This window comes from Buttiauxella gaviniae ATCC 51604, from assembly GCF_001654835.1.
Lineage (GTDB): Bacteria > Pseudomonadota > Gammaproteobacteria > Enterobacterales > Enterobacteriaceae > Buttiauxella > Buttiauxella gaviniae.
Genome location: NZ_LXEP01000003.1, coordinates 139,739 through 152,581 on the forward strand (window position 1 = coordinate 139,739; position 12,843 = coordinate 152,581).

At 47.8% G+C, this 12,843-nt stretch carries 18 protein-coding genes; 3 read left to right on the top strand and 15 right to left on the bottom strand.

Features of this window, described 5'->3' with window-relative positions:
* Positions 1-44: 44 nt before the first annotated feature.
* From M977_RS01070 to M977_RS01085, 4 genes are read right to left on the bottom strand one after another with little or no spacing between them, the layout of a single operon-like run.
* The gene (locus tag M977_RS01070; RefSeq protein WP_425339032.1) at positions 45-2,480 is read right to left on the bottom strand and encodes a host specificity factor TipJ family phage tail protein; all 2,436 of its coding nucleotides are present in this window, start codon (positions 2,478-2,480) and stop codon (positions 45-47) included.
* Positions 2,440-2,958, bottom strand: a complete 519-nt coding sequence (locus tag M977_RS01075; protein WP_342446872.1) for an NlpC/P60 family protein — start codon at positions 2,956-2,958, stop codon at positions 2,440-2,442. Before M977_RS01075 ends, M977_RS01070 begins: the two co-directional genes overlap by 41 nt.
* Complete coding sequence (locus M977_RS01080) at positions 2,900-3,370, bottom strand: hypothetical protein (RefSeq protein ID WP_064511706.1); 471 nt, start codon at positions 3,368-3,370, stop codon at positions 2,900-2,902. The genes M977_RS01075 and M977_RS01080 overlap by 59 nt, the downstream gene beginning before the upstream one ends.
* On the bottom strand, positions 3,370-3,867 hold the full coding sequence (locus M977_RS01085; protein WP_064511707.1) for a hypothetical protein: 498 nt from the start codon (positions 3,865-3,867) through the stop codon (positions 3,370-3,372). Before M977_RS01085 ends, M977_RS01080 begins: the two co-directional genes overlap by 1 nt.
* Positions 3,868-4,000: 133 nt before the next feature.
* Here M977_RS01085 and M977_RS01090 point away from each other — a divergent pair, with 133 nt between their 5' ends.
* Entirely contained in the window at positions 4,001-4,246 is a 246-nt protein-coding gene (locus tag M977_RS01090) for an Arc family DNA-binding protein (RefSeq protein ID WP_064511708.1), read from the top strand.
* A gap of 34 nt (positions 4,247-4,280) precedes the next feature.
* On the opposite strand, the gene M977_RS01095 is transcribed toward M977_RS01090, so the two are convergent.
* From M977_RS01095 to M977_RS25125, 3 genes are all read right to left on the bottom strand, one after another.
* On the bottom strand, positions 4,281-5,027 hold the full coding sequence (locus M977_RS01095; RefSeq protein ID WP_064511709.1) for a PH domain-containing protein: 747 nt from the start codon (positions 5,025-5,027) through the stop codon (positions 4,281-4,283).
* An 83-nt stretch (positions 5,028-5,110) separates the two neighbouring features.
* Positions 5,111-5,695, bottom strand: a complete 585-nt coding sequence (locus tag M977_RS25770) for a BRO-N domain-containing protein (protein WP_245163469.1) — start codon at positions 5,693-5,695, stop codon at positions 5,111-5,113.
* A gap of 73 nt (positions 5,696-5,768) precedes the next feature.
* Positions 5,769-5,945, bottom strand: coding sequence for a hypothetical protein (locus tag M977_RS25125; RefSeq protein WP_157092017.1), 177 nt, complete (start codon positions 5,943-5,945; stop codon positions 5,769-5,771).
* A gap of 97 nt (positions 5,946-6,042) precedes the next feature.
* On the opposite strand from M977_RS25125, the gene M977_RS01105 reads away from it, so the two are divergent.
* On the top strand, positions 6,043-6,744 hold the full coding sequence (locus tag M977_RS01105) for an XRE family transcriptional regulator (RefSeq protein ID WP_064511710.1): 702 nt from the start codon (positions 6,043-6,045) through the stop codon (positions 6,742-6,744).
* Between the two features lie 18 nt (positions 6,745-6,762).
* Here M977_RS01105 and M977_RS24835 read toward each other — a convergent pair whose 3' ends face one another.
* The 6 genes from M977_RS24835 to M977_RS01135 all read right to left on the bottom strand — a co-directional run bounded on the left by M977_RS24835 (position 6,763) and on the right by M977_RS01135 (position 10,940).
* Complete coding sequence (locus tag M977_RS24835; RefSeq protein WP_245163470.1) at positions 6,763-7,014, bottom strand: hypothetical protein; 252 nt, start codon at positions 7,012-7,014, stop codon at positions 6,763-6,765.
* Between the two features lie 73 nt (positions 7,015-7,087).
* Positions 7,088-7,447 carry a hypothetical protein gene (locus tag M977_RS01115; RefSeq protein ID WP_064511711.1) on the bottom strand — a complete coding sequence of 120 codons (360 nt, stop codon included), beginning with the start codon at positions 7,445-7,447 and terminating at the stop codon, positions 7,088-7,090.
* A gap of 138 nt (positions 7,448-7,585) precedes the next feature.
* On the bottom strand, positions 7,586-7,951 hold the full coding sequence (locus M977_RS01120; RefSeq protein ID WP_064511712.1) for a hypothetical protein: 366 nt from the start codon (positions 7,949-7,951) through the stop codon (positions 7,586-7,588).
* 67 nt (positions 7,952-8,018) lie between these two features.
* The gene (locus M977_RS01125) at positions 8,019-8,552 is read right to left on the bottom strand and encodes a hypothetical protein (RefSeq protein ID WP_064511713.1); all 534 of its coding nucleotides are present in this window, start codon (positions 8,550-8,552) and stop codon (positions 8,019-8,021) included.
* Between the two features lie 575 nt (positions 8,553-9,127).
* Positions 9,128-10,309, bottom strand: a complete 1,182-nt coding sequence (locus tag M977_RS01130; RefSeq protein ID WP_064511714.1) for a tyrosine-type recombinase/integrase — start codon at positions 10,307-10,309, stop codon at positions 9,128-9,130.
* Between the two features lie 346 nt (positions 10,310-10,655).
* Positions 10,656-10,940 (bottom strand): hypothetical protein, encoded by a 285-nt coding sequence (locus tag M977_RS01135; protein ID WP_064511715.1) that lies wholly within the window; start codon positions 10,938-10,940, stop codon positions 10,656-10,658.
* Between the two features lie 267 nt (positions 10,941-11,207).
* Between M977_RS01135 and yciA the strand changes: the two genes are divergently transcribed.
* Positions 11,208-11,600 carry an acyl-CoA thioester hydrolase YciA gene (yciA, locus tag M977_RS01140; RefSeq protein WP_064511883.1) on the top strand — a complete coding sequence of 131 codons (393 nt, stop codon included), beginning with the start codon at positions 11,208-11,210 and terminating at the stop codon, positions 11,598-11,600.
* 36 nt (positions 11,601-11,636) lie between these two features.
* Here the strand turns inward: yciA and M977_RS01145 are convergent, their stop codons facing one another.
* On the bottom strand, positions 11,637-12,275 hold the full coding sequence (locus tag M977_RS01145; protein WP_064511716.1) for a helix-turn-helix transcriptional regulator: 639 nt from the start codon (positions 12,273-12,275) through the stop codon (positions 11,637-11,639).
* Positions 12,276-12,310: 35 nt separating this feature from the next.
* Complete coding sequence (locus tag M977_RS01150) at positions 12,311-12,832, bottom strand: fimbrial protein (RefSeq protein ID WP_064511717.1); 522 nt, start codon at positions 12,830-12,832, stop codon at positions 12,311-12,313.
* Between the last annotated feature and the right edge of the window lie 11 nt (positions 12,833-12,843).

Genomic DNA, 12,843 nt, shown 5'->3' on the forward strand with positions numbered 1-12,843 from the left:
ACCCAGCGCATTGGCCGGGTTCGGAGTTGGATTTAAGGGTTTAGTTAGGGGTAAATCAGGTCGCTGTATTCGCGAACTGTTAGAGCTGTGGTACCGTCAGCACCTGGGGTCTTGTCTGTTATCTCCCATTGCGTCGCATCCAGTTCTTCAGATGAGGCAATAAAGTAGCGAGACGGAGATTGCACATTCATGCCGTCATAGATGTTGAGTTCGATATTCGGAATTGCAGCGCTGAAGCCAAAAGACGTGTCAGGCAAAGGCTGCGCCGGATAGCGCGCTGTCGGTGTTCCGAGATAATCGGTAACCACAACGAACATTGAGCCAGCAAAGTTAATCCGCTCGCTGGTTTCGAAGGCGTTACCGATACGAGAAACGACATAGCCTGACTGCTGATTTGTGTCGTAGGTATCAACAATCTGAACCATGTCGCCAACCCCCACCCACTCCCCGTCTGCCAGTGCTGTTATGCTCATAGCCATTCGTGAGTAGATGAGGCGCTTGCACTCTCTTAACGCCCTCTCGTTAGACTGGAACGCGTCACGCACATACATCATCTCGAACTTCTTCGCTTTCACTGGCGCGCCGGATACGATTGCTCCGTTGCTTATGCGGTAGCGAATGAAGTCCTGCTTATTGGTTGACGGATTACGGTACTGCACCTCGACACCATCAAACCCACCGGGCAGCGTCATGTCGTAGCTGAGTGAGTAACCAGCCTCGACCGTGTTATTGCGGTTAAATACCGTAGCGGGGGCGGTTTGCTTCTTGTCTCGAGTAAATGACATCACATCATCATCCCATGACACAGTTACACTGGCCGCGTCGCAGATGGTTTGCAGTCGAGCCCCCAGTGACACATCTTCATCATCGAAGGTGTAATCGAAACGACCAAGGCGCGGGTCTATCGCATCAATTTCAGCCTGAATCTGATACAGGCCGTAAAGGTCGATATTGCTTTCTGGCTGCCCGCCCATCACTAACCAGGTATGAGCCACTGCATCAGCGAATCTACGCGACGGACGAAGCGTGTAATCAACCGACTGCGTGCTGAGTGAGTAGCTGATCGCGTATCGGTTGATCATCGCGTTGTATTTCAGCTCGCGCCCGGTTGAGTTCTCCGTTGCGCGAACCTTGATGATGACCGTTGTGTCATTAGGGTGGCTGACATTGTTCCTGACGTTAACCGCATGCACCTCCTCCACTTCCAGCTTGCTTGCATCGCTGGAGTTATCCGTTCGGTGGAATGAAAGCGAATAGCGCCCTCGTCCGGCTGCAGGCGTTATCTTGTCAGTGCGGAAAAACGTCTCGCTGGTAGAGTCATGAGGCGTGGTCTGCCGGTATGTGAATGTTTGAGTGGTACCAGGTATCTGATTGTTCTCAGCATCAACTTTCCATATCTGCAGTTGCCAGTTTGTTTCGCTATTCCCACCAAGGCCAGAACTGGTATGTACCCAGAGCTGATCGGAATCGATTGGTGAGAAGAACGGGCCCACAATTAGCGCGGCGTTGTCATTCAGAATGAACTTCGTCGTGTTAATGGTTGCTGTGGTGATGTACGAGGCACTGGAACCATTGATGCTGTCGAAGGTGAAGGTGTAATAAAACGTAGGTGAAACAACTGCGCCATCATCAGTCTGCACAGCACTGATCAGGTTAGCAAACAGCGTCACATCTTCCGTCTTGGTGCCACCCGGCACTGGATAGGTAATGTTGAGAGCGAATGAAACAGCATGCGGTAATGCCAGCCCCATGAAGTAGTCAAATTCAGCCTGCTTCACGATTTTCACTGCTATCTGACCGCCAGCGTAATTCCCACTAATCATTGTTGTTGCGGTGGCCGTCGCAATCGGGGTTCCGGTATCCTCGTTCGTTCCTGGCACTTCCTGCCCGTCTACATCGTCGAACTCATACCCTTCGTAAACTGTCGCTATCACATCACCTGGCTGGTAAATCGTGTACGACGCGCCTGCCATTGAGCCCACATTCGTCTCTGAATAGCGCACCTGACTGATGTCATATTTGCCCAGGCCGAAGTTCATGAACTGCGTGACTTCTTTCTTGTTGTTCACGTACTCGAAGATTGCCTGCTGAATCAGGTCTGGATAGGCGCGGATCAGGCCGTAGTTATCAGGTCGAGCCTCGCCGTTACGGGCAATGTTCGTCTGCCCCTTGAGGCTGTTATTCGGTGATGTCTTGCTTTGCCCCGCAGCGCCGCCAGCGTTAGGCTGCTTAATGAAAGAGCCCATCACCTTTTGCGTGAATTTTATCGGGTTGAAATGTTCGAGAGGATTGAGAAGGGTTTTGGCAAGGCCGCCGTTCTTGGGCTGATCAAAGATGATAATTCGGTCATCAACGTTAATGGTAAAATCGACATTGTCATCATCCTGCAGCTCTCGACCATTAATGATGGCCCGCACATCAGAATGCACACCTGCCTTTTCAAGCCACTCGCTGAACCTCGTCCCCGCTAACACTTCCATCCGTTGCTTCGGCAGCCCCGGCACTCTCTGTATTTCGATTACCGGCATACGAATACCACTCCACTCTGGTAAATAATTTCTGGATAGTTCTAATCTGGTCAGAGCGGACACAGCCATTCTCGCCGCGACTATGTAGCGCCCTGCCATCGACAATCAGCCCTACGTGCACCGGCTGCGCGCCGTAGTAAGCAATGAAGATATCGCCGTCGCTGAAGTATTCAGCCCGCCGCCAGTAAACAACCTCATTCTCAAAGCACGTCATGAAGTCCTCGCCCGCTTCGTAGTCAGGCGAGTGGTGCAGCTCAATGCCGAGAACGTGCCGGTAATAGAGAATGACCAGGCCCCAGCAGTCTGCTGCATCGAAAGCGCAGGCACGGTTATGCCAGGGTATGCCAATCACCCTTTCAAGGAATTCAGCTTTAAGCATTTTGCAGCCCTGGAAACTCTTCGACGTTATAGAGCAGGCCAATGTTGGCATTAAGCGGATTCTTGATAGTTAGTGACACCGTCACATCATTAGCATCCAGGCTGATATCGCTCACGAACAGCGTCCAGGACTTTAGCGGTGTGTTCATATCATCCGCATCGAAGCGCTGGCGCGTGAACTGAATTGGCTCAATGCGTCCGTATGCCTTCCACTGCTTGAGTTGCTGCTTGAAGTCAGAAGCCATGCGACTGAATTTTACTGTTGAGGCGATAACTGGCGTGGAACTCTGCTGGCTCTCTGCGATTTCCATCCGGCATGGCTGATAGACTTGCCCGGCGAAAGTCTTGGGGAATACCTGGTCGGCAACGAAACGAATGTAGCCAAATGTCGTGCTGTAAATGGTGATGGTGTCGTAGAGGATTCGGTTCGGTCTGCGGCTTTTAATTTCTCTGAACGTTGGCATTATGGCGCCCTCGGCAACGATTCTTTATCTCGGTCATCCGGATATCCGGTCACGACAATGTCCAGCCATCTATCCCACGGTGGCGGCAGTTCAACAATAATGTCGGCGTAATCATCATCGGAGTTTTTCAGCTGCCGGCAGATAACATCGCCTGACCAGGTGAACACGGAGCCGGATTGTGACCATGTGGGTCGCGCCACAAAATGCAGCTCCTGCATTTCAGGCTCACCGTACGCACCAGAGCCGATTCCAACTGGCATCAGGAACCACTGGTTAGACTTATCAAGATAGTTAGGGCTGCTCTCCCACTGCAGGAATGCCCGGTGCTGGTCGCGAGTGAATATCCATGTTAGTGAGAAGCCCGTTTTCAGGTCGTCGGTTAGCTTCTGGAATATCGGCGCGCCAACTTGAGGTAAATCGGTGCGAAAGCCGGTATCTGGCTTTGGTGTTTTCGACTTCTGGGCCAGCGGGAGCCAGTCCGGGTAATTAACGGCCATTTACCTTCCTCCGGGTGCATTCCCCCACCGCAGGCAGGCGGCGGCAAGATAGATTAGTAACGTTTCAAAATGGTACTATTGTGGTTATTTACAGTTGTTCATAAGATTCACGCACTTAAATGCGAGGTTTCTTATGAAGGATTATGACGAGGTTCAGTTCCACTTGAGACTACCACCGGACGTTCACGAAAAAGTTAAGCAGCGAGCCAAGGCTAATGGCCGTTCTATTAACCTTGAGATTATTCGAACGCTTGAGCAATCATTCTTCCGCAGCGGCATTGCGCAGGAAGACAGTGACGAACGTGTTGCTACCTTAATCTCTGACCGGGTGCGAGAGATTGCTTTCGAGATAATCAAGAAGGAAAAAACCCGCAGTTAAGCGGGTTTGAATGTCTCTCGTTTTAGCCAAGACATTAAGCCGCATCAGCACCGTGTATAAGATGGCGGAGCGATTTCACACCTTCTGAGTTATAGCGGAACGCCTCAACCTGCTTGCTCGAATGTGCGGATTTATCAAGGAAGAACTTTCCATGCTGCTCAGTTTTCAGGTTATTAGCATTGGCGACACGGCCAATTTTTTGAGCTGACACACCAAGCATACCCCCTACCTCACCAGCCGTATGGTAATGCTCCTCAATTTGAGGAAGCGGCACTATTTCACCACCAATCAACGGATTAACCAGGGTTGCAACAATCACCTGATTAGCCATTGGATCGAGCCTCGGAAGTAAGGACATTAGCTCACGAGCGGATGCAATGTTCTTCTCCAGTGCCTGAGCATTCAATTGCGCAGCTTTAGCGAGGCGATATTCAGGCAGCCCTGAGTTACTTTGCTTTGGTGCCTGGATAATCTGCATATCTTCCAGCTTGTCTACTAGCGAACGTCGAACTGCTTTCGATTCCCTAGCAGCCACACGCAAAGCTTGCTTGATGGACATGACTACTTTTTCAGACACTGTCTTGTTCGCTTTTTGAACTACGAAAATTTCGTAGTGCTCACCATCCAACTCATCCTTAATGCGATCAATGAAGTCGTTATTGCGCACAGCACTTTCACCGCATTCCTTGCGTGCCTTGTTAACCATCTCCAGTAGGTACTGGCTATCAATGGCTTTCTCGGTGACAACAGATCCGTTTACTGCTAAATTCATCTTAGTCATATACGTTCCTATACGTTGCTAGACTTCAGTAGGCCGCCAGCTCCACACTGGCGGTTTTTCTTTTTGCGCCATCCCATGCGCCCTCAGTGATACTGCAATCCCTTCAAACCAGAAGCTCTTTCCATTCCACCGCGAACACCATTCACCTGAGCACATGAATCTTTCAAACGATCAACCATCTTTGTTGCGATTGGTGAGCCAAGCGCTCTCAGTGCCGGGTTAAGCTCATTGCTCCAGATATCCCACATGGCGTCTAAGTGGATGCATGCCACATTGATGTTATGGACGTGCATTTTAAAATCGAATGCTGGATTGACGTTCCCCTGCGCAACTTCGCGATCAAGAATGTCCAGCACCCAGCGGCGAAACTCCTTGGCTTTGTCCGTGGTGGCGAACATGGCTATCAAGTGGCATCCGCGAAGAGAGAAAACACGCACAGGGATATCAACCGCACCCGTTTTTCTAACGACACTCATTTTGAGGGTCGTTGACATTTTCTCGCTAAATTCATCGTGATAGCGGCTATAGATTTGCGTAACAGCATCAGACTTCTTATACCCTAGCGCCGCGGCCAGTTCGGATGATGTGAGCCATGTTTCGCCTGCATGGGAAACCGGATGGAATGCTGTTTGCTGGAAAGTTAATTCGTTGTTCTGTACACTGCTCATGTTGGTTTTCTCGCAAGGATTACTGACATTAGAAACCCCGTTAGTGTTAGCGCACTGCGGGGTTTCGTCGTTTTTACTGAATAGTAACAACACCTTTCTCCTCTAATTCGCGCAGCAGTTTCAAGCGATACACAATCTCACTATGCATAGTGCGAAGTGTTTTCTCCGCAGAGCTAGCGATCCAAGACTTATCCTCGGCAGGAAGCCGTAATTGAATTGGGTTGATAGTTTTAACTTCTTTATTCATCATATAAGCACCTAGTAATTAAACCTCAACTGCATAATACTGCATCAAACAGCATTTGCAATATGCTTTGAGAGTTTTTTAGAGTTTAATGGATGTTCATATGCAGTTTGACGACACCTTCCCACATAGAGTTGCATCTTGCCGCGCGCGGCTAGGTCTGACGCAATCAGAGCTAGCATCAAAGATCGGGGTAGTTCAAAGGATGATCGCCGCATATGAAATTGGTGAATCAAAGCCCAGAATGAAGGTTCTCATCAAATTAGCTGAGGCGTTGAATGTCAGTGAAGAGTGGCTAGCCTCGGGAGATGGGCAAGAGCCAGACATACGTAGAAAACCTTCTTCGGCACCTGCCCGGCAAATACCTATTATCTCTTCTGAAAATGTTAGCGCATGGCTTTACGACTCTGGAGAGAAAAAGAATCTCATAGAAAAACTTCATACAACTTCATTACCGTTAAGTAATCTTGGGTTTGCCTTAGTCATTGATGATGCGGCGATGGCCTCCTCAGATCAGTTTGGCTATGGATTTCCTAGGAAATGCTTGGTTTTCTTCGACCCATGCATGGAAGCTGAAGATCAGGATTATGTCTTGGTGCTAATGCTCGACGGGAAAACGATGTTTAGGCAGCTATTTGCTGGGTATTCGGGAACAATTCTACAGCCAATTGATAGCAGATACCCTCCTGAAAACCTAACTAGCTATGAAGATGAAGAAGGGAACACTCCTATGCTAATACCTGCAGTTTCTTATGAAGTTCAGCTTCCATCAGCGGAACGACTCCAGGATTCAGCATTAGGTTAAAAAGCCCACCTGAGTGGGCTATTTGGTAACTAGAGCCATAAATAGCGGAACAAGGATGGCAGACACAAGAAGAGCAACTAGCCACTTCTGATTTTCATCAGCCTTGTCCCTGAATCGCGTGTCCATAGCGCCTAATTTATCCACCAAGCGCGTCTCCATATTATCCATTTTTTGGCTAATGTTTTTGAGCTCGCTTTCAACGCCACGCATATTGCGCTCTCGTAGCTCGTCAGTTGCCTCAAGTCGAGCTATGCGTTCACGTGTATACATATCACCCCCATCACCGCCGCCTCCGCCATTTTTGAATCGCGGAAATGGTACCAGGTTTGTGCCATCATCCCTGTCAGCCTGCATTTTCTTTCCCCTCTTCGACCCATTTAAGCACTGGCCATACGGCTATATGGTGTGTAAATCCACAGTTCCGACAAATTACCCGGTACTGATATTGCATTATCGATGAGGGAGGGCCATCGGCTTCAAGTTTAATGTAATCGACGAATGTTTTTCTTTCACTACCATCTGGCCCGGTTTGAATCACGCCACATTCAGGTATCCCGATATCCTCACTCCCACAGAGTAAGCAAGTGAAAACAGGGATACCTCGCTTGTACAAAAACTCTGAAAGCAGTGCTGGAGTAACCTGCTCAAGTCGCCGCTGAAGCGTTAAACTATTTTTTCTTTGGCGATCATCTTCATCTTGCATGCTCATTCACCGAAAGCAATATTTTGGCAAATTTAACATGTGCTTATGAAGCTCATGAACTGATCATTTATCCATGCACCTGAGTGGGCTATTGTCGCTAGTCATCTTGGACGTGAAATCTTCCAGGAGGATTTTTAACTACTTGCATCGCTTGCTCAAATCATCTCTAGCAAGGTCTGCTTGATGCCCCATGTCGTATAGGCTTACTGGTTTATCAACCATCAAGACGTTTGATTTCTCAGTCACGTGGGCAATGAACACTATGTTGGCGTTTTCATTGCCGTTAGTGACAATCACCTTTCCACACACATTACCGATCCGAGCATAGCTAGAATCCTCGTATTCCGGGAAAAACTTCACGTCTGAAATGGATGAAACTTTTACAGCCTCAGGGAAAAACTTTGTTTTAGCGTCACTTGTTACTTGCTGAACAATTTCAGAGTTAGAAATCGCCATAGCTTGCAATGGTAACAAACACAGAAATCCTACTAATATCTTCTTCACATCCACACCCCAGTAAGTAACATTTTGTCACATGGTATCAGAGGGATGAAGCAAGGCAATGCAACAATTACCCTCGCGCTTTTCTCGGTGCCTGGTGATACTGCTCAATAGCCTGACTCGCTGGGCCGCCGTTGCTGATGTCATAAACGAACGCATCAACAGTCCACCCGCCTTTACCATCTGGTGTCGCCTGCGCGTCCACGGTGGAACTGGTGTAGTTATTGATGTTCACAACAACGCCACCACCTCCACCGCTTCCGCTCTGCATATCCTTGTTGCTGATGACCTTGCCGTTATCGCCGGGGATCATGAATTGCTTACCGCTGCTGGCCTGGTAGATTTCAGGCATACCGCCCTCACCTACCTGATACATTGAGCCAGCTGATACCGGGCCACCATTCTTGCGCTTGCCAGCCAATGAGCTTGAGAGCGCCATCGCAGCTATAACCGCGCCAATACCAATTGCAGCTGCGCCACCGAACGAACCGATACCGGAAGGCGAGCAAGGAGCCGGTTGCTGATGTTGTGGCGTGGAACAAGCCAGGCGAAGAAAGAAAGTGTGATATTCGCTGGCGTCGATTCGATGTAGCTCCGGGCCCATTGTTTGCAGCGCCTCCACTCCAGGCAGTGCCTACTGGATGGAAACTGGTACCGATCGAGCCAACAGAGAATATGGTAGTTGAAGGGTTTGAATCTGAACCGGACTCATTCTTTAGTAATTCGGATGAATGGGAGGCATACAAAGCTATGAGCGGATGCCAGCAGGCGGCGCATAAAGCCAGGTTATGCTGGGCTGCCATGATTGAAGCTGCGCCAAGTGTCACAAATGAACCATAACCACCAGATTACACACAAATAAGCTCATATGTGAGCCATTACACCCGTAACGGTTTATACATGAGCCATTTCGATTAAATTTCACGATAAAAGACCATATATGACCTGCATATGAGCAGGTTTTTTTACGCCTGGAGAAAGCTATGGACGATAAGATTTTACTGACAAACGACATCCTGCAGAGATACCAGATTTCACGGAGCACCCTTTACTTCTGGAGCACCCCCAACAGAATGCCATCTACTTTCATTTGCCCATTCCCAAAGCCAACGGTTCAGGGAAACCCTAAGCGCTGGCGTGAGTCAGAAATTATTAAGTGGGAAGATGCGGTTCATCGGCCTACAGATTGTATCCAATGACCTTCTCAAGATGCTGATGCCAGATATCCAGCCATTCATGCTGATCGCTCATGTAGTCATGCAGGTTGTATCTGGCCATCACCCCAGCCATCTGGTGACCAAGAAGCTTTTCTATTACATGCGGAGGAGCCCCAAGTTCAGAAAGCCTTGTCGCCACCGTTCTTCTTATGTCATGAAGGCTCCATGCCGCCATGCCTGCCTTCCTGATGACTTGAGCGGAGTATGTAGAGACGAGCGCCTGCGTTGGTGGTTTTTCATCACCACTACGGAACCGAGCTGGAGTCATAACATACTGAGTTACCGATCCCCTTCTATGCTCTGTCAGCATCTTTATAAGGTGATCTGGCAGAGCCCTTCTTATGCTCTTCCCCGTCTTGTAGTCTTCTGCTGGTACCGTCCATGTTTTTTCTTCAAAATTAAACCATTCCCATTTTGCTTTTCTTATCTCAGCAGCCCGGCAGCCTGTAAGAAGCATAAACCTGACAACGAGTTGCTGTGATGGCGGCATCGAATACAGCGTATCCCATACCGTTTTAATCTCTGCATCCGTAAGGCGTCGGTCGGCCATTTTAGCCGCTACACCAACATCAGACTTTCTCAACGCTTCGAGCGGATTGCTCTTAATGACATCTCTATTGCTGCAGAACCGGAATGCCCTCTTCATTAACGAAAGCATTTCCCCGGTGATAACCATCCGCCCCATCCCATCGAACAGATCAAGCCAATGCCGCTTTGTGGTCTGGTCAACAATTGCTTTTCCGATCACCGGCTTTATATGCTTCTCGAAGCTTTTCTGGTTTTCGTAAACCTTGATTATCCCTTCCGGGACGCAGTAATGCTTCACCCAATAATCATATGCTTCTTCAACCGTCAGCGCGGTAACCTTCTCGTTCATTTCCAGCATGGCTTTCTGTCGCGGATCATATCCATCGGAGAGCCAGGAGCGAAATTGCTGCCTTCTGTCGCGAGCCTGAACCAGTGATATGATAGGATACTCACCAATGGTCAGCTGAACTGGCTTACCCAGCCATCGATAGCGGTAGAAGAATGTTATTGCCCCAGCTACAGACAGGCGCGCATTTAATCCGTGGGAATCAGAGAGGACTTCGACCTTCTCTCTTCGCTTACCAAGAGATTTTCGAAGCTTTGTGTCGGTGAGCATTGTGTACACTCCTTTGCGATATACGCATTAGTGTACACAAGTGATATAAATTGAAGTAAACATTTATCAATCATAGTCATTCACAATAAAACATCTAATGACAAAGAATGGCTTGGGTGATGGGCTGGCGTAAATCACAGTAAAACAAAGTTAAACGCATTAAATGCCGGTAACATGCCTCAAGAAGAGAAATAAACATTCGCGAACCCGTTTAAACATTTTCTGTTCTCGAACACACGTTGATAAATCCAAAATCAACGTGTGCTTTTTTCTTTTAAATCCCCCAGATGCAAAAATGCCCCGGCAATAATAGCCGAGGCATTTTCATCAGACTTAAATTCTAAAATTAATGATGGTCATCATACTGGTGCTCAATCACCATACCTTCTGCAACACTGGCAACATGCCGAGCACGTGGATGATAAGCGGCTACGGGGGCTGGAGCAGGCGTTGGTGCAACATAAACTGCCTGCGGAGCCGGGCTTGCTACAGTGATAGCCTGCGAAACAGTAACGGAAGAAGGCACTACCACCACTTTATAGCCACTTGGCACATCAACAGTGACATTTTGCGCCATGGCTGAGCTCATCCCACCTGCCATAACAACCGCCAAAAGAATGATTTTTTTCATATAAACATTAACCTACCAGATAGTCAGAATACGTAGTTCGCTAAAAGAAGCGTCAGTAAATACCAGGTCATGCTTTTTTTGTGGTGCGACAGTGATGCGGATAGTAGACAGTTTATCAATGTGATTATTAGCTTTGGGTGCTTAGGTTTACCCCCTTCAAAAACGACTTCGCAAGCCATACCGGCGCAGGGTCATGTTCATAACTATGATAAAATATGCAGTGACTTTAATAATACTGAAATTTATGACTACTTTTTGGAAAGCAAAATGACTCCACAAGACGCCCCCGCAGGGGAACTGGTACTGCGCACACTCGCGATGCCTGCTGACACTAATGCCAACGGCGATATTTTTGGCGGCTGGTTGATGGCGCAAATGGATATGGGCGGTGCAATCATGGCCAAAGAGATTGCCCAGGGGCGCGTGGTCACCGTTCGTGTCGATGGTATGACCTTCCTTAAACCCGTCGCGGTAGGCGATGTGGTGTGTTGTTATGCGAACTGCGTAAAACGTGGCAATAGCTCCATCACCATAAATGTCGAAGTGTGGGTGAAAAAGGTTTCATCAGAGCCGATTGGCCAGCGATATAAAGCGACAGAAGCCATTTTTATTTATGTTGCTGTCGATACTGATGGTAAACCGCGCCCTATTCCGCGCTAACACTATTCACAAAAAATGCGCCCTTTGGCGCATTTTTTAACTATAAATATTTTTCATAAATAAGCTTACCGGCAGGTTATGCTTTTTCAGGTTATTAAGGAACTGCAACAATTCACAATCAGAGTTAAGGTTGAATTTACTCATCATTAAACGCTTATGGGCACTTACCGTTTTGACACTAAGTTCTAATGATTTTGCTATATCAACAATGTCCTTACCACGCAGTAGGTATTCAGCGATAGTCAACTGCTGCGGTGATAAGGCCCGAAATTTGCATTGCAAACATTTGTTGCAATGTAAAATAACAGGGTTTTCAATGCTATATATCCACGCTCTCACAACCTGTTCACGCACCCTATTTAATGACTCAGCGCGATTTATAAATACAATATTTTTAATACACAACGGTAATTCATGATGATAAGGAGACTTATTTCCATCGTAGATACCAATAATCAACCCTGGTTTGCTGCGATACTTTAACATGGGCTGGCAAATATATTCATCTCCAGCCGAAAAGCTTTTTACAATAACATCAACATGGGTTGCATTTGACTTGTTCAAGGAATCAAACTGCACGGGGCATTTTTGTTCTTTAAGAAACAACTTCTCAAGAAAGATTTCAAATCCGTTCCGATACAGCGAATCAGAATCATCAATAGCGATATTTAACATCTTTACCTTCACAGAGTTTTATCTGGGATAACATTTTACTGATAAGTAAATACAATGCTTACCGCAGCACTAAATGTTCCACCTGTCGCTTTCTCAGCAGGGCTGAATATTCTCGCAGAAAGCGGGAATATTGCCTGCCGCGTTGAATTATCAACTGCCACTGTCATTTGGCTGTTTTTACCGTAAATAACCGAGTGGTCTGTATTAGTCATCTGCAAGGCGCTATTTACTGCCGTTCCCAGATTTTTAAATGCGGTCGGGTCGGTATTATGAACCGCGCCGGTAAACGTTGCCGTTGCTGATTGAATGGCTGCCGGACACTGGGTTAATAGCAGCTGGAAATCCTTCCATATGGGGTTCCCACCGGGTTGATTAAGGTTGTTTGCAATAGCTTGCCCTAAATCAACTTGTTTCGAGACGGTATCAGTATCCACCACACACGGTGTAGCCACTACTCGCCCTGTGACGTTGATATTAACCCGGTCAGCGGCGCTGGCTATACCGGCATAACACAATGCTGCCCCCGAGAATATCAAAGCAGTAATGGTCTTATTCATGTTAATGACCC